The organism is Psychrobacter communis (genome assembly GCF_014836505.1).
Lineage (GTDB): Bacteria > Pseudomonadota > Gammaproteobacteria > Pseudomonadales > Moraxellaceae > Psychrobacter > Psychrobacter faecalis.
This window is the reverse complement of sequence record NZ_JACSQR010000001.1, coordinates 114,423-135,574: the sequence shown is the minus strand read 5'-3', so window position 1 is coordinate 135,574 and position 21,152 is coordinate 114,423. Positions and strand designations below refer to the sequence as shown.

Annotated in this window: 10 protein-coding genes; 4 read left to right on the top strand and 6 right to left on the bottom strand. The window is 45.6% G+C overall.

From position 1 onward, the window contains the following. Positions 1–136: 136 nt before the first annotated feature. Positions 137–1,222 (top strand): aminoglycoside phosphotransferase family protein, encoded by a 1,086-nt coding sequence (locus H9653_RS00515; RefSeq protein ID WP_225211535.1) that lies wholly within the window; start codon positions 137–139, stop codon positions 1,220–1,222. Positions 1,223–1,330: 108 nt separating this feature from the next. Then, positions 1,331–2,059 carry an N-acetylmuramate alpha-1-phosphate uridylyltransferase MurU gene (murU, locus tag H9653_RS00510; protein ID WP_191689695.1) on the top strand — a complete coding sequence of 243 codons (729 nt, stop codon included), beginning with the start codon at positions 1,331–1,333 and terminating at the stop codon, positions 2,057–2,059. A 375-nt stretch (positions 2,060–2,434) separates the two neighbouring features. Here the strand turns inward: murU and cydB are convergent, their stop codons facing one another. The 6 genes from cydB to H9653_RS00480 all read right to left on the bottom strand — a co-directional run bounded on the left by cydB (position 2,435) and on the right by H9653_RS00480 (position 12,049). Further along, complete coding sequence (cydB, locus tag H9653_RS00505) at positions 2,435–3,451, bottom strand: cytochrome d ubiquinol oxidase subunit II (RefSeq protein WP_102077206.1); 1,017 nt, start codon at positions 3,449–3,451, stop codon at positions 2,435–2,437. After that, positions 3,451–4,956, bottom strand: a complete 1,506-nt coding sequence (locus tag H9653_RS00500) for a cytochrome ubiquinol oxidase subunit I (protein ID WP_102077205.1) — start codon at positions 4,954–4,956, stop codon at positions 3,451–3,453. Before H9653_RS00500 ends, cydB begins: the two co-directional genes overlap by 1 nt. A 513-nt stretch (positions 4,957–5,469) precedes the next feature. Next, positions 5,470–8,058, bottom strand: coding sequence for an esterase/lipase family protein (locus tag H9653_RS00495; RefSeq protein ID WP_191689693.1), 2,589 nt, complete (start codon positions 8,056–8,058; stop codon positions 5,470–5,472). 337 nt (positions 8,059–8,395) lie between these two features. Then, complete coding sequence (locus H9653_RS00490) at positions 8,396–9,646, bottom strand: tetratricopeptide repeat protein (RefSeq protein WP_191689690.1); 1,251 nt, start codon at positions 9,644–9,646, stop codon at positions 8,396–8,398. 246 nt (positions 9,647–9,892) lie between these two features. Then, on the bottom strand, positions 9,893–10,537 hold the full coding sequence (gene coq7, locus H9653_RS00485) for a 2-polyprenyl-3-methyl-6-methoxy-1,4-benzoquinone monooxygenase (protein WP_191689688.1): 645 nt from the start codon (positions 10,535–10,537) through the stop codon (positions 9,893–9,895). Positions 10,538–10,708: 171 nt separating this feature from the next. After that, positions 10,709–12,049 (bottom strand): MFS transporter, encoded by a 1,341-nt coding sequence (locus tag H9653_RS00480; RefSeq protein WP_191689686.1) that lies wholly within the window; start codon positions 12,047–12,049, stop codon positions 10,709–10,711. A 324-nt stretch (positions 12,050–12,373) separates the two neighbouring features. Between H9653_RS00480 and H9653_RS00475 the strand changes: the two genes are divergently transcribed. Together H9653_RS00475 and H9653_RS00470 are read left to right on the top strand one after the other, a co-directional pair. Beyond that, positions 12,374–15,940, top strand: coding sequence for an autotransporter assembly complex protein TamA (locus H9653_RS00475; protein WP_191689684.1), 3,567 nt, complete (start codon positions 12,374–12,376; stop codon positions 15,938–15,940). Positions 15,941–16,060: 120 nt separating this feature from the next. Continuing rightward, positions 16,061–21,082 (top strand): translocation/assembly module TamB domain-containing protein, encoded by a 5,022-nt coding sequence (locus H9653_RS00470; protein ID WP_191689682.1) that lies wholly within the window; start codon positions 16,061–16,063, stop codon positions 21,080–21,082. Positions 21,083–21,152: the final 70 nt, after the last annotated feature.

Genomic DNA, 21,152 nt, shown 5'->3' with positions numbered 1-21,152 from the left:
AGCCAGTAGATTTTGTCTGCTTAAAGCGGCTGCACTGTTTAGGCGCACGCTCATTATTTTAACAACTATTTGCCCTACATATCACTTATTTATGACTGATATTTAATTTGCGATACTTTTTATGACGGATAAAACCATGACAGTACCTAACGTAACCGCTACGCGCCAGCAGCAGTTAGAGCAATGGTTGCAAGACGTGTTTGCCAACCAAAAATTTATTCTTGATAGTCTGCCGGGTGATGCCAGCGCGCGCCAATATCACCGTATCCAGTTACTTGATAATGATGCTGTCGAAACTGAGCGCTATATTGTCATGGATTCGGCTGACGAACAAGACGCGTTGCAGCAGTTTATTAATGTCGCAAAACTGATGGCGCCAGCAATCAATGTTCCGACGCTCGTCGCTCAAGACGTGGCAAAAGGCTTTTTGATATTGCAAGATTTTGGTACGGTAGAATTTGCTCATCTGCTGGTCGATGCGCCAGCCGCTCAGGTGAATGATTACTATCAATTAGCGCTGCGCACTTTGGTTGCCTTACAAGTGGTGCCAGTGGCGACCGCAAAGACGGATCATCAATTACCAGATTATGATACTGCCCTACTAAACCGTGAGATGAATTTGTTTAGCGAGTGGTTTATTCCTTATATTGGTATAGAGCTTGAGCAAACGCTTTGGGAAAATCTTAAATCGGCTTTAATCGCTGAGATTTTGGTGCAGCCGCAGGTCATCGTCCATCGTGATTATCACAGTCGCAACCTTATGCAAGACCAAGCAGATCATACGCGCTTGGGCGTGATTGATTTTCAAGATGCGGTGATAGGCGCGTATAGCTATGATTTGGTATCATTGGTACGCGATGCTTATGTAGAATGGCCAGAGACTCAGGTATCAAGCTGGATACAGGACTGCTGGCAATTGCAAAAACAGGCAGGGCTGGTAACGGCTGATAATGCAGCGCAGTTTGAAAATGATGTCAATGTCATGGGCGTACAACGGCATTTAAAAGTGCTGGGTATTTTTATCCGCCTGTTTGAGCGTGATGGCAAAAGCCGCTATTTGGCCGATATTCCAAAAGTCATGCGTGACCTGATTTTTGAGCTAGAATGGCTGGCAGAACACGGTAATTCCGATATGCAGCAAGCGGTTACTCCTTTTAATGAATGGCTGCGAGAGTCTATCTTGCCTGCTTATCAACATAAATTTGTACAACAGTATATTTAAACAGCATGAGCAAAATAAAAGCGATGACAGTATTCATCGCTTTTACTTTGTTTAAAACAGTCGATAATGAATAATAGGCAATCATACAGCCAACAACAAGGAGCGTGTATGTCGGTAATAACGCAAGCGATGATTTTGGCGGCTGGCAAAGGTACGCGCCTGCGTCCGCTCACACTCGAGACGCCAAAGCCTTTGGTGGAAGTAGGCGGGCAGCCGCTTATTGTCTGGCATATCAAGGCGCTACAAGCCGCTGGCATTACTGATATCACTATCAATGCTTCATGGCTTGCAGACAAGCTGATGCAGACGTTGGGTGATGGCGCAGAGTATGGCGTGACGCTGCATTGGTCGATTGAGGGCGATGAGCCGCTTGAGACTGCTGGTGGGATTTTTAACGCGCTGCAAAACCATAAGCTGCGCGATGAGCCTTTTATCTTAGTCAACTCTGATATTTGGACGACCTATGATTTTGCGCCGTTGCGAGATTACCCGTTAGGCGCTGACCAACGAGCGCACTTATTATTGATTGTTAATCCTGAGCATAATAATGGCGGCGACTTTGCTATCAATAATGGACTGGCAAGCGAGCAGCCGATTGCTGATGCAGACAAATATACCTTTGCAGGTATCAGTGTCATCTCACCAAGACTGGTAGATGGGCTGGTAACAGGACAACCGGCAGCCCTTGCTCCCTTGTTAAAACAAGCAATGCTAAAGTTCCAAATTACCGCTGAGGTGATTAAAGACAATTGGATAGACGTCGGTACGCCCGAGCGCTTAACACAAATTAATGACTATATAGAAAATCACAGTGTCGATAATCATCGCGGTGCATAAACGGTTTTACGACAGTTAAAGTTAAAACAAAAAAGCAGCGCTGAATATTTACTATTCAGCGCTGCTTTTTTATGGCGCTAGGTTTTGATAAAGAGATTTTATACACCCATTGCCAATTTTATTAATTGGGCAATGGTAAAAACAACCAAAAAACCCGCCAAGTATAAGCCTATAAACCAAGCCCATTGCGATTGTTTTTTACTGAGTTTTTTCATCACTATCTCCAAACTGCCTTTTAACTCCAAGCTATTTTCTAACTTCAAACTACCTTTCTAATCTAAGCCATTTTCTAATAATCAGTCATCACATATTCATGAGCGGATTAAGCTAAGCGCGGCTACTATCCCTACTAGATAGATAATAGCCGCTGCTTATTTAATACATGTGCTCGTGGTCGGTTTTACCTTTAAAAGTATAATACGCGAAAGCCGTGTAGCTTAAGATAATAGGTAACATAATACCGGCACCGATGAGCATAAAGGAGAGCGAAGTATCAGCCGCTGCCGCCTCATAAATGGTCATTTGATAAGGTACGATATACGGGAATATTGCCATACAAACGCCGATATAACCCATCAAAAATAATGCAACGGTCAATAAAAATGGACGATACTCGCGCTCAGTAGTTAAATCTTTACGCATAAAGAAGAATAAGAGCAAGACGATAATTGGCATCGGCGCTAGATACAACAGCCCTGGTAAACTAAACCAGCCTTCAAGCGCTTCGATATCTGAAAAATACATAAATATCGTCACCGCAATCATTGCGATGATTAAGGCGGTGAGCAGCCAACCTGATACTTTGCGTGCCCAGACTTGCAGCGTATGTTCGGTTTTGATAATCAGCCATGTAGAACCCAGTAGCGCATAACCAATCAATAGCGCAAAACCGCACATGATAGAGAAAGGCGAGAACCAATCAAAAGGGCCGCCTGTATACAGGCGATTGCTGGCCTCTAAGCCTTGGACTAGCGCCCCAAGCATAATACCTTGGGCAAACGTCGCAACGACAGAACCGATAAAAAAGAAACCGTCCCAAACGTAGCGATGGGCGGTGGCTTTAAAACGGAACTCAAACGCCACGCCGCGCATAATTAAGCCAAACAGCATAAAGATAACCGGCAGATAAAGACCGCTCATAATGATGCCGTAAGCGACAGGGAAAGCTGCGAATAAACCACCGCCGCCCAGTACCAGCCAAGTCTCGTTACCATCCCAAAAAGGCGCGATAGAGTTCATCATGCGGCTACGGTTTTTATCAGAGCCTGCAAACGGAAATAAGATGCCGCAGCCCAAATCAAAACCATCTAGTAAGACGTAGATAAAGACTGATAGCGCAATCAAGCCACCCCAGATTAAGGGTAAATCTAATACATCACCATAGTTAAACATTAGCGTAACCCTCCATCATCGACGTCGTCAGCAGGTTTATCCAAACCTTCTTCAGGCCCTTTGGTTTTATCAGCAGCGCGTTTATCACCGCTTAGCGTGCGACCTTGGGCTTCGGTGACAGAGTGATCATAGAAATGATCATCCGAAGGGTCCTCGTACGGTTTGGGTCCTTGTGCGATGAGGCGCAAAATATAAAAGCTGCCCGCGCCAAACACAAAGGCATATAGCACAATAAAGCCAATCAAGGTTGTCGCCACTTGCTGCGCTGCGATAGGTGACATACTCTCAGCAGTACGAATAACCCCATATATCGTATAAGGTTGACGACCTGTTTCGGTCACAAACCAGCCGGCAAGTAACGCTATAAAGCCAAGCGGCGTCATCATCATCCACGCACGGTGGAAGAGCTTACTCTCAGGATCGAACTGCTGCTTTTTAAAGTACTTATAAAGACTAAATAAACCGATGAGCACCATTAACATACCAATACCAACCATGATACGAAATGCCCAAAATACAATCATAACGGGCGGCTGATCTTCTGGTGCCCAATTTTTAAGACCTTTGACCTCACCATCTAGTGAATGGGTGAGAATCAAACCGGAGACATAAGGAATGCTAAGCTCATAGTTATTGGTTTGGTTCTTTTGGTCCGGTATGGCAAATAGCCGCAATGCCGCACCGCGCTCATCTTCCCAAATCCCTTCCATCGCCGCGACTTTAGCTGGCTGATGCTCAAGAGTGTTTAAGCCATGCTCATCACCGATGAGAACCTGCGCTGGCGCCACAAATATCGCCATAATCATCGCCATGCCGAGCATGACTCGACCATGCTGCCGATGCTCAACGTGCTTTTTGGACTGTAAATAATAAGCGCCAATACCGCCAACCACAAAGGCGGTGGTTAAAAAGGCTGCCGTCATCATATGGGCATAGCGATAAGGAAACGAAGGATTAAAGATAATTTCAATCCAGTTGGTGGGGTATAACAGACCATCAGCGCCCAGCATAAAACCTTGCGGCGTTTGCATAAAGCTGTTGGCGGCCAAAATCCAAAATCCTGAAATCATCGTACCGATGGCAACAATGGCGGTAGAGGCAAAATGCATGCGTTTGCTCACCCGTCCCCAACCAAAGAGCATAATCCCTAAGAAGGACGCTTCTAAGAAAAACGCCGTTAAGACTTCAAACGCCAATAATGGGCCTAAGATATTACCAGCTCTGTCGGAGAACACGGCCCAGTTGGTTCCGAACTGATAGGACATGACCACACCCGATACCACACCCAGTCCAAATACCACAGCGAAAATCTTAACCCAATGTTTGTATACTTCAACATAAATAGGCTCGCCAGTTCTTAGCCAGCGAAATTCAAGCACGGTCAACCAGCTGGCAAGACCGATAGAAAAAGCGGGGAAGATAATATGCCAGGAAATAACGAAGGCAAACTGAATGCGCGCGAGCATCAACGCATCCATTTGATCAATCATAAATGTAGCGAACATAAACGGTTACCCTTATCTGTTAGCTGAATAGCGTTGGCTTCCATGATACGCGCAAGTAACTGTCCGTAACCGTCCATCATTCAGGGCGCTTATTATTACGGGCAATCGCTAAGTATTAGTTAGCGGCAAATGTAATTAAGATAAAAATTTAACTAAAATAGCGTTCATTACCCTTATGTTTTATTCATTACCGTATGGTAAGACTAAAAAATTTTAGGGCTGACTATTTAGCCAAAGTAAATAATTTATATCCTTATAAACTATTAAATATTCATCAAACGATCGTTTTATTCATATTAAACATTTTAGTATTATGCGCTTCACCTTGCGCACACGCAAGTTGCACAAGTGTGCTATCACACACCTATGCGTTCATAAACCACTTACAATATTAGCCAATAATCTTTGAAATAATAGTCATTGTTTAACTATTGTTATCAATAGATACCAAACAGCAATATAAAAAAACAAATTTTAATAATAAGAATTCAAAGCTTTTTATATAGGTGAAATTTAGTTTGTATCTTGCTGCTGTAATTGTTGATGCAAAATACGGCGTAAGGTCAAAATGGTTTGCGGGTTTTCTTGGATGCTATGACCGCCGTTAATAACCGTCTCTGACGCTGCACCATCGAGGTGAGCGCTGGTGTAGGGCACGATACCATCTGACAGCTGCTCGGTGAGTGCTTGCCCAATCTCGCCATCGACTGTCACGGCGGCGACCAGGGGTTGACCTGGTAACTCATCACTATCCGTTAACAGCGCATTGCTGTCATCAACGTCGATAACGTCCTCTGCATGGTCATTTTCTGTTATCTCTTCGGACAAGTCGAGCTTTGCTCCAGCAGGCTGCATTTCTGCCAAACCTCGGGTGATATCGGCATCGTTATTGGCGATGATTGAATGATAGGTGATACGGTCGTTGATACGGATATCTTTGGTTAATTGAATAAAAGACGATTTGTCACTCAATTGACTGGCGCCGTTTTGTAAATATAGCGCGCCGAGCGGGTTCTGGGCCAAATCGCCTTGGATGGCCAAGGCTGCTAAGTTATCGGTCACCGTTTTTACCAAACCAACGGGCAGATACACGATGCGGCGTAGCGCGCGCGTGAACCAGCGGTCGGCATAATCGGTACCGCGAAACGGCGACGATAAAAATACCGCCGTATCTACTTGTGGTAAAGTTTTAAGCTCAAAACGCTCTTTTAGCTGCTCTTTGCCCGCAGACTGCTTGATCGCCTCACGTATTTGACGTTTCTCATTCATCGACAGCGCATTTTGGTCGTCAAGTCGGTCCAAATCATCGAGCAAATTTTCGTCAGACAACATCATACGCGCAATGATACCGCCCATACTATGACTGATAATGACGCTGTTTTTGCTGGCGATATTTTGCCCCGTAGGGTCGGTTTTCTCATAAGTGGTATTGATGAGCTTTTGGATTTGATAACGATTTTCCAAAATAGGCAAGTTGGTTGGATAAAAAATCTGCCAAACTTGATAGTTATTGCGCAGTTTGTCGTCATTAAAAATATCGTTGGTTAAATTGACCCATGTCGCTGGGCTTGAGGCCAAACCGTGCAGCATAATGATGACGCGCTTATCAGCATCATAAGGTTCGAGCATAAAGAGCTTGGGTAAACTGGTTTCTTTTTTACGGGTAATCAGGTTTAGATAACCGACGCCATCAAGCTGGTTTTCTGCCAACCATAAGCCGTAACCTGCTGAAAAGTTTGCCGCCAGTGGATAATCGTCACCTAAGATATTGGCGCTCTCGCTGCGGTAAGGGTTGTATAAATGAATATCAAGCTGTTTGCTGCTCAGGGTATCAAGCACGCTATTGCCCGTCGGCTTAATCAGCCCGGTCATCAGTAAATGTCCGGTCGGATAAATACGCGTACTGGCATCATCACTGTCCAAGCTATCCTTTGAGCGCTCTTTCGAGCTTTCGTTTATATCGCTGGCTGTTCGACGTGGGCTTTCTTGATGCAGTCTGCCCGTCCTATCTGCTAACGACGAGATTAATAATTGACGAATGGTAGTGGTATAGCGGTCGTCCAATGAAGCTACCAAGCTGATACCCAGACCTGGGCGCTTACTAATAGAGTTTAGTCCAGAGAGGCGTAGCTCATAGGTCGAGACCAAATCGGTTAGGGCAGCGGTTTGTTGATTGGCATTTTTGAGGTAGTTATTTTCGTTGGGCAAATAGACATTGAGATTGTAGTCGTCTATGTGCATTTTCATGACTTTAATTTGGTCAGTTGGTTGTCCCTTGACGGCCGTAAGATTGGCAATTACTGCTTGCTCGCTGCTAGTGGGAGTACTTGCGGACGTCGGTAGGTATTCTACCTTGGTATTACCCATCATTTTACCGCCACCATCAGCCGTTTGATAGAGCTGGGTAATCACATCGTTACTAGCGGCGTTATAGATGTCTTGGGTTTGGATATCCATCTCACTTGGAATACGACTTTGCGTGTGTGAGTGTCTGGTTTCTTTATCCGCACCTTCAAAATCATGCTCTAAGCTGTCATAAAATAAGTACGTATAACTGGTTTTAATGGCATCAAATAAACGTTCTTGATAGCCAATCAAGCAGCTATCGGTTCTTTTTTGCTGCGCCTTGGCATCAGTGTCGCTTAAAGGCGCGTTGGCATAATAAGGGTCAATTGGCGGGCGGGCGAGGGCATTGCGGCAGTCTTTAGATTCGCCAAGCTGGCGCGCTTTAGCGTAGTGTAATTCAGCAAATACTGCCAAAGCTGGGCGGTAATGTTCATTTAGCATGCTGTCGGTAAGCTGCGTTAGGCAGAGGTTAAACTGCTGCATACACGCTTGCTCATTAAGCCCGGCTGACAATAGGACTGAGGCGGTATCGCTACTCAGTTTGTTATCGGTGACAATATTGCCGCGCTGGGCGGCGATGGTCTTTGCTGAGGGCTGTTTATTGACGGAGACGGTGCTACAGGCAGGCAATATTGCCATGGCGGCGACCACTGCGAGTAGAGCAAAAGGCGTCTTGTTTTTATGCTTATACTTATACTTATACTTATACTTATGCTCTAGCGACGGCATATCGTTGGCAGGGTCAGCAAATCTCATAGGTCATTCCAATAATAAGTATCAGCAACGCATCATAAATAAGTGATAAATGTCACATTTATATAGCAGCATGAGTGTAACGTAAGTCGAGCTATTCGACTATTGTATTTGTTATCTTATAGTCAGCTATCTTATATTCATATAGCATGAAATACTATCGAAAATATGGATAGGCAATGCTTACCAAAGCCCACTTAGATATTTCTAAATTAAGCACAAAAAAGCGCGCTCACATTATTAATCATAATTGTAGCGCGCTTTTTTACAGCTCTTTAGAAAACAGTGTGAGCTATCATTTTACCAAATAGCTAACACTTTACGTTTCCATCACAAAGAATTAAGTGCTTGGTTTGATATTAATATCTGGGGCAGGGATATCCCAAATATAGAATTTACCATCCTCGATAAGCTTGATTTGTTGACGAATAATAGCGTTGTCAGGGTTTTGTTGCGCCAAGCGGCGTAAACGCTCTAGTGCCTTATCACGGCGATCACTTAACAAGTCAGATTGCGCAAGACTCTGCTCAGCTTCGGTATAACCAAGATCGACTGCTTGATCAAGGTATTTTTGACCTTCTTTAAAACCGCCACCTTCTGAGAGCATCATGCCATAGATAAAGTTGGCCTCGCCGCTATTCGGTTTAAGTTTGATGGCGCGATCGATATATTGTCCGCCACGTACCGTGTATTCTGAGCCTAAATCTAAGTTACGTCCCATGCCATTGAGTTTAGCGGCGCGAACTAAGACATCGTACGAGGCATTTGGCGCTTTAGCGTACGGCTCAATCCATTCAGTCAAGACTTTGATTTTTTCGCGGGCGTTGTGGCGCTGGGTGCGGTTCGGGAAGTTTGGTGGATAATGGCGCGCATTTGGTGAGACTTCTTTGATAAAGTCATCGAGTAAGCTGACGTCCAGTTTATCGGTGCCAAGTCCTTGCTGCTGCGGTATGAGCACGGTAGGGACAAAGCTGATATCTGAAATACTCACTTGCGGGGCTGGGATGTTTGGCAGCTGACCACTGCGTAAATCAATCCCCGTCGCAGTGATAGGACCGCGCTCATAAACGCGCGTCGTACCGGTCAACTCGGACGTGTCTGGTGTTGGTACGGCTGGTGGCTGGGCAGCATTTTGCGCCGTATTTAAAGGCGCACGGTTTGGTTGGACAATAGCCTGCTGGACATTGCTTTGCTGCGTATTGCCTTGTTGCGTATTAGGGGCTTGATTATTAGCTGATTGCGCTATGTTAGTTGGTTGGACGGCATTCTGCTCAACATTGTTTTGAGCGCCAGTCTTAACTCCAACATTGGCTTGAGCATCAGTTGGCGCCGTGCTAATCGTTGCATTTGGCTTGGCTAGGCGAATGATACGTTTACTAGAATCGATAGCGCTAGGTACTGCTGTGCTGCTCGTAGCGGGCGCTGCGGCGGTATTCGCTTCTTCAGCTGCATTTGCCGGCGCTGATAGCAGCATGGCACAAGCGGCAGCGAGTGCTGTTAGGGTCGCAAGCCTAGGCGCTTTACTAGAGTGGGGCGCTTTACTAGAGTGCGATGCTTTATTAGAAATAGGCGTTTGGCTGATGGCTTTCATAAAAATAATTACCTTTTAATCGTTGTCGTTGACCAGTTATTGTAGTTACTGACTTGTTATCTCTTCATCCATTGATTGATCGTTAGGTTTTGGCATTCCGTAAAATCGTACAAATTTTTCATACCCTAGCAAATTAATCTGACTGCTAACAGTAGTAGGATTGTTAAAAGCACAGAATAATGCCGTCTGTAGCCACTAAAAAAGGATGCAGATTAGTAGCGCCTGCGTATTATAGATGATAAACGCTTATAAATGATAAGCAGTGGCTTTCATGCGATTGGCCATCCAGCGCATCGTGTGGCGCACCAGTGGCGACAATGCCGCGCCGCCATTTGCCAGCGCCAACTCGCGGTGATGTAATTCTTCAATATCCATTTGCGCCAGTATTTCTCTTGAGCGTTGATCTTGCGGTGGCAATTGACCGATATGGTCTTGCAAATGCTCACTAACTTGCGCTTCGGTTTCGGCGACAAAGCCCAAGCTAAACTCGTTAGAAATCGCCCCTGCTACCGCGCCAAGCCCAAATGACATGCTGTACCATAAAGGCGTAAAAATACTAGGATGGCTACCAAGCTCATCTAATCGTACCTCGCACCACACCAAGTGATCGACTTCTTCTTCAGCCGACTGTTGCATGGCTTGCTTGACGTCATCGTTTTTTGCGGCAAACGCTTGCCCGTGATACAGCCCTTGGGCGCAGACTTCGCCCGTATGATTGATACGCATCAAGCCTGCGACATGACGGGCTTCGTTGATACTTAGCTCAGGAATCTCATCACTGCTAACAGGCAGCGGGCGAGTGCTAGGATTTGAATGCGGTACAACCGCTCGCAATGCTTTATCTACGCCAAGTAATAGCTGGTCAATTTTTGATAAGGAACGCTGCGCCATGATTCACTCCTGATGGCTGTATGAATTATAAATAGAACTTATGATGAATAGGTTTAAGCTATTTAATAGGCCACTAAACCTATCAGACAACACTTATCGAACCACTATAACAAACAATAGACAATCTCGGCAGCGAAATTATTGGCTTGCTGATTCATATTGCGTTTGGCGCTAGTCGTATCGATTCTGCTCGTCATCATGGGTTTGGATAACGGCGTGTTTGATGTGTTTATTAAGCTTAAGATATAAAAATATACCAAAGATAATATTTAATAAGCCGGTAACTAAAAACAGTTGCGGCAAATTTAGACCCAGCGCATTTAATACCACAATCGAGAAAATCGCCGAACACACCATAAAAATGGCGTTAAAGATATTATTGGCACCGACGATACGCGCGCGATGGCTTTTTGGTGCATAAGCCTGCATAGAGGCGTATAAAGGCACGATGTATAAACCGCCGCTAAAGCCCAAAAAGAACAAGTCGGCAAACACGCGCCAGCTACCGCTCAGACCCCATAAATCACTGATACCAAATAGTGCAGCCGAGCTGACATTGAGTTTGAGCCCTGACAAAGAAAAATATAAATCAATGGCAAAAATGCTCAAACCTGTAATGCCAAAGGGCAGTAGGCGCAGACTGACTTGATTTTTGGTCAGGGATTTGCACAGTAGCGAGCCAATCGACACCCCAACTGAAAATAGCGTTAATAAGAAAATCACCACGGATTCATCGCCATGCAAAATGACTTTGCTAAATTCTGGCGTTTGGGTCAAAAACGTCGCGCCATAAAACCAAAACCAGCTATTACCAAGAATGACAAAGAATAAAAAAGGCAACGAGTATAAATAACGCACCGTCGCCATACTGGTGGTAAAGATATTCCAATTAATCTTCAAATCAGGCTGCATCGCTGACATGGTAGGAATAAAACGGGCGGCAAAATAGCCTATCGCCGCAACAAAAAGCACCGTCACACTTATCCAAAATAGCGGCTGGGTAATTTGGGTCAATACCCCAGCGATAATCATACCAAGCAAAATGGCAAGCGAGGTGCCCATTTGAAACAGACCATTGGCACCGACCAGCTCATTTTCCCTCATCGCTTGCGGCAAGTACGCATACTTAATCGGCCCAAAAAACGTCGATTGCGTCCCCATCAAAAACAGTGCCACAAATAACAGCGCGTACCATTCAAAGACAAAGCCGACAGCAGCGATAATCATAATGCCTATCTCAAGCAATTTAATTAAGCGCGTCAGTTTCGATTTTTCAAACTTATCGGCAATTTGCCCTGCCAATGCCGAAAATAAAAAGTACGGCAAAATAAACAACATCGCCGCCAAGTTATTTAAAATACTGACTTCCATGCCCAATTGGCTGGCAGCAGTATAGGTCAGCACCAGTATCAGTGCTTGCTTAAAGATATTGTCATTAAAAGCACCCAAAAATTGGGTAAAAAACATGGCATTAAACCGGCGATGTTTAAAGAGTTGAAACTGATTGGCCATGAAGATTCCTACAGATGGGTCGCGGCTAATAAAGGAGAAAACAAACTTTTACGCAGTGATTGGCAGATAAACAATTATCAATACTATCAAAAACTTATCGAAATATAGCGTAGGTTTTATCGATGTTACGCCGTATAATAGCAAGGCTTTGGTAAAAATACATGCGCACAGTGCTATGATTTGAGAATTAACTAAGTTATGATTTGTAAATTTTAGCCGTCCAAACCTTTAATGTCAGCGAACTGTTCTACGTTTATTCACCGGTAAGACGAGGCGATTGCCATCGACCGTCACTTGTGCCGCGTGAGGTGATAGGAAATAAATATGAAACACCAGCCTTCAACTCTAGCGCGCCACTCATCGGGGATACCGCCTGCTGCTGCGTCAAATGCGCCGCTGTGTTCGGCTAAATTTGCTCATCCTACTCATATAAATCCTATGGATAACCCTCGTGTTTGTTTTACGCGTACGGCGCTATTTCGGGCATTGACCACCAGTTTGGTTGGTTTTGGGGTCAGTGTTGCTATCGCGCCTAGTGCTCTTGCCGCCACTGATTTAAATAATAATACGGCCAATAATGCAAGCAGCAGCCAACTTATCAAAAATAGTGGCAATGATGCGACCACTGCACAGCCGCAACGACAATCGCAGCCACCAACGCCAAAACCGCCTTCCAATTCTTCGGCTCAGTCCTCGTCTAAACGAGCACTTTCTAAAGATGCCTATGAAGACAGCCAGCTTGATATTGCTTTGGACGCCTTGCGTCTAAAAAAAGCCGTTGAAGAAGGTATTATCGATCAATCGGTATTGGATGATTATAGCGAGCAGAACTTAGGTATTAAAAATCCTAACAAAAACGCCACCGCGCAAGCAAATACCACGGATAAGTCCCAGTTATCAAATAATGATATCGATAGTATTAATGACTTTGCTAGTGCTATCGGTAATGGCATAGATAGTCTAGGCAACAACCAAGCATTTGACAGCAATGAAAACTTAGAGCAGCAAGTTAATAGCGTGCAGCAACAAGGCTATCAGATGATGACGCCTGACGAGATTGATCGCGAGCTGGCGGCGATGGATAAGCAAAACGCTCAAGATATCGGCAATATCACTCAAAGTAATGCCGTTAATAATATCGATGGCATGCGTTATGACGACAATGACTTTCAAGCTTTAGATGGCGCATTTGATGCGCCTGTTGCAAGGTTAGACGATAGCACGCCGCCAATTGGGCTCGATGTGAGTTTAGATGCTACCAATTTACCAGCACCGAGCAATCTTGAAACCTTAGGCAGAAATGAGGCCGCTGCTAAGCAGGCAGAGACAGATAACGTGATGTCACGTCCTATGGACGTCAGCGACTCGGTTGCTAGTGGCACTGGCGATAGCACAACCAGTGTGAACATAGATAATGGTATAGCAAATACCCAGTCGGACAGCATCAATCCTGATGATTATTTGCCTAACTATGAAAACGATGTCAATGCGGTAAAAGAAAGTATCGAACAAGCGGCAAAACCCAAACCGATAGCACGTAATAAAAAAGGCAATATTGTTAAGCGCCTTTATAATCGCTTTTTTAATGGTGGCGTTGTCACCCTACCGCATGTTGAGACGACCATTTATTTGCAACAAGCTGCCGCAGATAATTTAAACGATAATAGCAAAAACAACGCTCAAAACAGTACAAGGAATGCTAAACCAAAATTAACCAAAGCCGATGATGATATTCAGCCCTTTAAGAATATCAAAGCCGCTATTGATGACACTACCTTGCAATCTGTGGTTGATTTCACTGCTGCGCTGCCACGTCTACGACAAAGCGCCTTAGATGCCGCCAAAGCCGTCGGTTACTATGATGTGACCCTACGTTTGCGCCAACCAACTACCGATACCATTGATGTCATTATTGAAAAGTTAGGTGAGCCGGTACGCGTGGATAGCCGCATTGTTGACATTCGCGGCGAGGGCAGCGAGCAAGAAGAGTTTGCCAAGCTGGAAAAAGACCTACCGCCACAAGAGGGCGATATTTTTAATCACCGCGTTTATAAAGACAGTAAGGCGGCGCTTGAATCGCTCAGTGATACCTATGGTTACTTTGATCAATATTGGCTCAATAAATCGGTCGATATTATCTTGCCCGACAATACCGCCGATGTGTCGCTGGTTTACAATACGGGCGATCGTTACAAGTTTGATGAAGTGGTGTTTTTTACTTATGATCAAGAGTCGGGTACGCTGACCCGCGATCCTGAAAAGCTACCGGTTGAATTGTCGTTATTAAAGCAGCTGGTCGGCTTTGAAGAAGGCGAGCCATTTTATCGTCCGGCCGTGACCAAGTTTAGTAACGATTTATCGGCGACCCGCTATTTTAATACTGTCAACGTCGAGACGATTTTGCCGCCAGACGAGCGTACAGAAAGCAGTACTTTAGCCTTTGATAATACGCCTAATAGCAGTAGTACTGAGACTACCGATGGCGACTTCGATAGCAATAATATCGAGCAAGATGAGGCAGTCAAAGCCGAAAATGACGCTGAGCGTTACGCTATCAGCGGTGAGACGGTCAATCCAGCCGATATCGCTGCCATCGAGTTTGAAGCCGATGAAGAAACCTTGAGTAAACTGCAAGCCATTAGACAAAAAGCTGAACGTTTAAGCCGTTTGCCGGATGATCGCGTCTTGGATGAAAAAGACCAAAAAGCCACTAGTATTTTGGGTAAAATCAGCGACTCTATCAGTAATGTCGCACAAAAAATCTTCCCTGATGAAGAAAATATCCTTGCCGATGAAAACTTCGTCCCGCCAACGCTTGCTGGACGCAAAACCCCGCAGGACGTGTTAGAAAACAAAAAAGTACCGCTGTACGTCTTTGTTTCGGCAAACAAACCACGTGATGCCCAAGTCGGTCTCGGTTATGGTACTGATACTGGGGTGCGCGCCACTGCCAAGATAGATTATAATTTGATCAATCGTAAAGGCTATCAAGCAGGGGCGGAAACCGAAGTTTCGCGCATTACCAAAAATGTCGCCGTGTATGGCAGTCGACCATGGAAGCATCCGCTAAACGATAAGTTGGATGCCCGTTTGACCTACGAAGAAGAGGTTATCGATCAAGGCGAAGGTAATTTTGACTTATCTACCCGAACCTTAAAAGCAGCATTGGCGCGTAATATCCGCCGTGAAAACGGCTGGGATCGTAGCTACTCTCTGCGCTACCGTTTAGATGAGTTAGAAACTGGCGTCGATGAGGAAGAATTAGACAATCTGCCAGTACGTTTTACTTCCTCGAAACCGACGCAGCACGCCCTATTATTTGGTTATGGCATGAGCAAAACAGACGTCGATAATGCTGCCAATCCTACCCGCGGGTTCCGTCAGTATTATGCGCTTGAAGCAGGTTCAGAAAGTCTGCTAAGTGATACCGATATGGCAATTTTACGCGCGGGTGTGAGCGGTCTTTATAGCTTCGGGGCTGACGATAAACACCAAGTGCTGGGCAGTTTAAATACCGGTTATATCTGGGCAGATGATTTTTACGAAGTGCCTTATAAACTGCGCTTCTTTGCTGGCGGCGATCAAAGTATTCGCGGTTATGATTACGAAAGCCTATCACCGATTGAGAAAGGCTATCTTACCGGCGGACAAATCCTGGCAGTCGGCAGCGCGGAATATAACTATGAGTTTAAACCAGGTTTCCGCGGCGCAGTCTTTACCGATGTCGGTAATGCCTATGACAAAGATTTTGAAACTGACACCAAAGTTGGCGTCGGCGTCGGTATCCGCTGGGCGTCGCCGGTTGGTGTGGTACGTGTCGATGTTGCTGCTGGCGTGACGGAAGATAGCATCCCTGTTAGACTGCATCTGTTTATCGGGTCGCCTTTATAAATGGCTGCTATAAGTACGCCTAACACGAGTGCTTATAGCAGTCTTGATAAAAACCCAAAAACCGCCTTATTTTTCATTCTAGCGCTTGCTGGTAATCCTTCTTTAACATAGCTGAGTGTCATGTTGACCAAAAATACCCCGCCAAATAAGCCCTCGGATGAAGATCCAGCACAGCGCGATGCCCGCGCTGTTAGACGTTGGTTTCCCCTGTCTTTTTTGCTCAAATTAACGGTTCTTATTTTGATTGTACTGGCGATTATGTTCGCCATATTTTTATATGCGGTCGGTACTGAGTCAGGCACAAAGTTCATTTTAGAAAAAATCAGTGCCGAGACGGGGGTTAAGTTTAAATACGGTCGGGGTAATCTGCGCGATGGTATTTGGGTCAGCGATATCGATATCAACGCTACCGAAGACCTTGAGATATTGGTCGATAAAGCTTATGTCAAAATAGGCTGGCGCGCGGTATTTGCCAAAGAAGTGCATCTACGCGATGCCGACATTCAAACCATTGAGATTATCAATAATAAGCCACCTACGGGCGAGCCGTTTGATTATCGAACGCTTAGCTTGCCAGTCAATTTGCGCTTTGATCAAGCAAAAATAAAAACCATTATTTATAAACAAGTCACCAAAGACCCTATCGTTGTGCATGATATCGAAGCGCGAGATTTGACTTGGGTTGGTAGCGTGGTGAACGTCGGGCGCGGCAAATTGCAGTATGCGGATATTGTAAAAGTCAGCGCTTTAAAAGGTCAGGCAGATTTACAAGGCGACTATCCTTTAGATTTGAGCGGAATTGTCGAGGTAAGTGCGTTAGAAAAAGCCTATATCGACCCTTTAAATATCACCGCAACCGGTACGCTAAAACGTACCGTTGGTAAAGTCCGTAGCCGTTATAACGACAGCGATGTCAGCGGTGATTTCGTGGTGCAGGGCCTAGATGAAGGTTCGCCGTTTCAAGCGAAACTTAAATGGGACGATATTTTAATTCCTTATGCCGATAGCCAAAATATCCACCTAAAAAGCGGCATGGCGACCGCGTCGGGCGTCATCTCGGAGATACGTCTGCGTATCAATACCGAGCTGACCGCTAAAGATATCCCATCGGGTCACTATCAAGGTCGCGGTATTATCGCCAACAGTCAGCTGCGCGTTGATCGTTTGGATGCGCAAGTACCAGCAGGCAATTTGACATTGCAAGGTATTTTGGACTGGAAAGAGAGTTTTGATGCGGTAGTCCGCGCCACAGGCAGTAATTTTGATATTCGACAGGCGATTCCAGCTGAATATGCCGACTTTAAACCCTATGCGCCGCAAAAGCTCAATGGTCGTTTATCGGTACGTTATCAGCATAAAAATAAAAATGGCAATCTAGAGATGGATGCAGATTTGCGTCAGCGCGATGGTGAGCATCTCAATGCCAATATCGTGCGTGGCAAAACGCCTGCTCGTGGTCGCAGCGCCAATTCTAAGCAAGTCACGCCTTGGTATATCGATGCCAAGTGGCAAAATCTGGTACGCCGCAATCTGCCAAATATCGGTAATGTCGACAGTCCAAGCGGACAAGCCAATGTTATTATCCGCGGCTCGAATTTATCGGTCGATGGCAAAGCGGTGATTAATGAGTTAAATGCCGCCCCTAAAGGCAACTATGATGTGCGCGTGCGTAAAGCCGGCGACGTGATTAATATCAACCGTCTTAATTACAAAGGTATAGTAGGCGACCTATCTGGTACAGGGCAGATTCAACTGGCCAGTAAAAAACACCCGCTAACGTGGCAAATTGATGCGCGTACCAATGGCTTATTACCCAAAAAATATCGTAGTGACTTACCGCTTGAGCGCTTAACAGGGCATATCAATGCGCGCGGGCGTATGCTCAATATCAGTAAAAACCGTGTCAAAGGTCAGCGCCATATTATTAGTTTTACTAATACCGATTTAAAAGCAAACCTTGATGCCAGTCAAGATAGCCGCGCTATTGGTATCACGGGCAGCGGTGATGCTAGCGTTGATATTATCGGCGGCGAGCTGTCTGTTTTTGATGCTCGTTTTGATGGTCATATTGATTCCGCTGACGTACCAAAGGGCAGCTTATCGATTGATGCTGCTGGTACGCCAAAGCTGATTCGTATTCGTAAACTCAACTATAACGGTGAAGCCGGCGCAGTAAAAGCGAACGGTGTCATTGACTTACGTCAAAACATTGGCTGGACGGTCGATGGCCGCTTTGACAAATTTAACCTTGGCTATTTTTTACCCAATAATGCCGCCATTATCACTGGTGATTTAAAAACCAGCGGCGTGTGGCAAACGCCGCCAAAGAACCAAGCCAATACTAATTCTAACGCAAAGGGTAAGCTGAAAAACTTTGCGGTGAAATTTGATGGTGTATTAGATGCTGAGCAACTGCCAGCCGGTAAACTTAGCATTGACGCCAGTGGTGACGCACAGCTGATTCGTATCAAGCGTTTCCGCCATGTCGGCGCCGCAGGTAGTATCGATGCTAATGGTACGGTCGATGTGCGTAAAGGTATCGCTTGGAATGTTAAGGCGGTGATGAATCGCTTTAACTTGGGTTATTTCTTTAAAGATATCCCAAGTACCATCACTGGCACTATTGATACCGATGGGCGCTGGGGTGACAATCAGCAAATCGTTAATATCAAACAAGTTAACCTAAGTGGCGTGCTAAAAGGCCAGCCGCTCAGTGCCAAAGGTAGTCTGGTGGCGAAGCTGCGCCTACCAAAAGACTTGGGCAGTTATTTTAAACGCTTACAAGCACAGGATGCACAGGCACAGTATCAGCAAGTTAATGCGCTAATCGATAGCTTAAATGCCAATAATTTGGTGCTACGTTGGGGCGATAATTATCTTACTGCCAATGGTAACGCAAAGCAGCTACAAGCTAAGATTAATATCACCAGTCTTGACCAGCTATCAGATAAGCTTGCTGGTAAAGTGACGGGCGGCGCAACCTTGTCGCAGCCGGCAGGACAGGCGCTGCCCACGATTTATATTGACTTGGTTGGTGAGCGACTAGCGCTACCGGGCTTTATTTTGCGTCAAGGACGTATCCGCGGTAAGCTCGTCAATTTGGCCAATAGCCCAAGCCAGCTTATTATTAGCGCCGAAGGTTTGGATGCGGCAGGTCAGAGCTTTAAAAAGGTCAATGCGACTTTTAATGGCACTGAGCAGGCGCATGTGGTCAATCTTGAAGTGGCAAATGATGAACTTGCTATCGCCGCTCGGCTCAAGGGTGGTTTTAATCGCGATAAGCTCAGTTGGTCAGGGGTGATTGGTAAAGGACGTATCAAATCAAAATATGCGACGTTAAACCAACTACAACCTGCGCAGTTGATTGTCAATTTACCCAAAAAGCAGGGCAATAACTCTACCGACTTAAAAGTGCAGCTTGCCGCCCACTGTTGGCAGGCGACCGACCAAACGGGCAAGCTGTGTTTGCGTGAGAATCTCATTGCTTCACCAGCGGCAGGTCAAGTCAATTTAGCGGTACAAAACTTGGATACTTCACTATTCTCGGTCTTTTTACCCAAAGATATCGATTGGCAAGCGAAAATTAATGGTAAAGCCATCGTCGGTTGGCAACGTGGTCGTCCGCCGACGATCAATACCACGCTGTATTCTGACAACGGCAAAATCGGCTTAATGCAAGATGGCGATAGTCAGCCGGTTACCTTGCCTTATAAGCGTGTGTCGGTCATTGCTTTGTCGGTCCCTGAAGGCATCAAACTGCGCACGGATATCAATACTGGTCGCGGTGCGCGTGGCTATGCTGAGGTCATCGTTGACCCTTATAAAACACCGAAACCTATCTCGGGTGCGCTGGTGCTCAATGAGTTGAATTTAGCAGTATTTAAGCCTTTCTTCCCCGGTATGCGCGTGCTCGAAGGCAATATTACTATGGCAGGTGGTTTGGGTGGGACGCTCGATAAACCGCAGTTTTATGGCGATGTGAAATTGGCAGATGGCCGTATTGCGATGCTAGATTTACCTATCAACTTAAGAAAAGTCAATGTCGATGCCAAAATTCGTGGTACGCAGGCGAATATCGACGGCACTTTTAATAGTGGTACCGGTACGGGCAAGCTGACTGGTACGGTAAATTGGCAACAAAAACTGCAAGCTAAGCTCAGCATCATTGGCGAGCGTTTGGTATTGACTCAGCCGCCATTATTGTTGGCTGAGATTAACCCTGATATCGACATTATCGTGCGTCCGGGTGACCGTTATGTCAATATTACTGGCGCGGTCAGTGTGCCGTCAGCGACCATTCGTCCACCAGAAGCCAGTGAAGATATCATTACCCAAACCGAAGATGCGGTAGTGCTTGATCGCCGTTTGATTGGTAATATTGATGAGGTTTTAGCGATTTCAAAACCTTGGTCAATCAATGCCGACATCGGTATTGACTTGGGCGATGACATCAATTTCCGCGGTTTTGGTGCAGTGATTCCGTTAGCAGGGGCGATTAATGTCACCCAAAATGGCACAGGCGTTATGCGCGCCAAAGGCGTCGTGCAGGTTTCTCGCCGTACCAATGTCAATATTTTTGGTCAGAGCTTAGAGCTGAATTACGGTCAGGTGCGTTTTAATGGCGACGTGATGAAACCAAATCTGAGCATTGAGGCGGTTAAAACCATCAGCGGTAAGACCGTCGGCGTACGCGTTAAAGGCAATACAGAAAATCCAAATATTATCGTCTTTAACAATGCTGGCTTAACCCAGCAGCAAGCGATGAATGCCTTGATAACGGGCCGTATTAATAATAAGAGCGCGACGCAAATCAGTGAGCAAGGCTTTAAATCGCAGGTGACTAATAACCTTGCGGCGGCGGGACTAAGCTTTGGGCTGAGTGGCACGCGCAATCTGACCAATCAGATAGGTCAAGCGTTTGGCTTCCAAAGCCTAACCGTTGATGCATCAGGCAGTAGTGATGACACCAACGTCAACGTTACTGGTTATGTGACCCCTGATTTGTATATTCGCTACGGAGTCGGGGTGTTTAATGCACAAAATAGCCTATCTATCCGTTATCAGCTAACGCGCCGCATTTATGTCGAAGCAACTTCAGCGGCGGAAAACGCGGTCGATGTGGTTTATAGTTGGCAGTTCTAAGCACTTAAGCTTTTAATAGCTTTACTATACTGTCGATTTTTAAGTCGCTTGTTAGTGGTTCATTTAATGC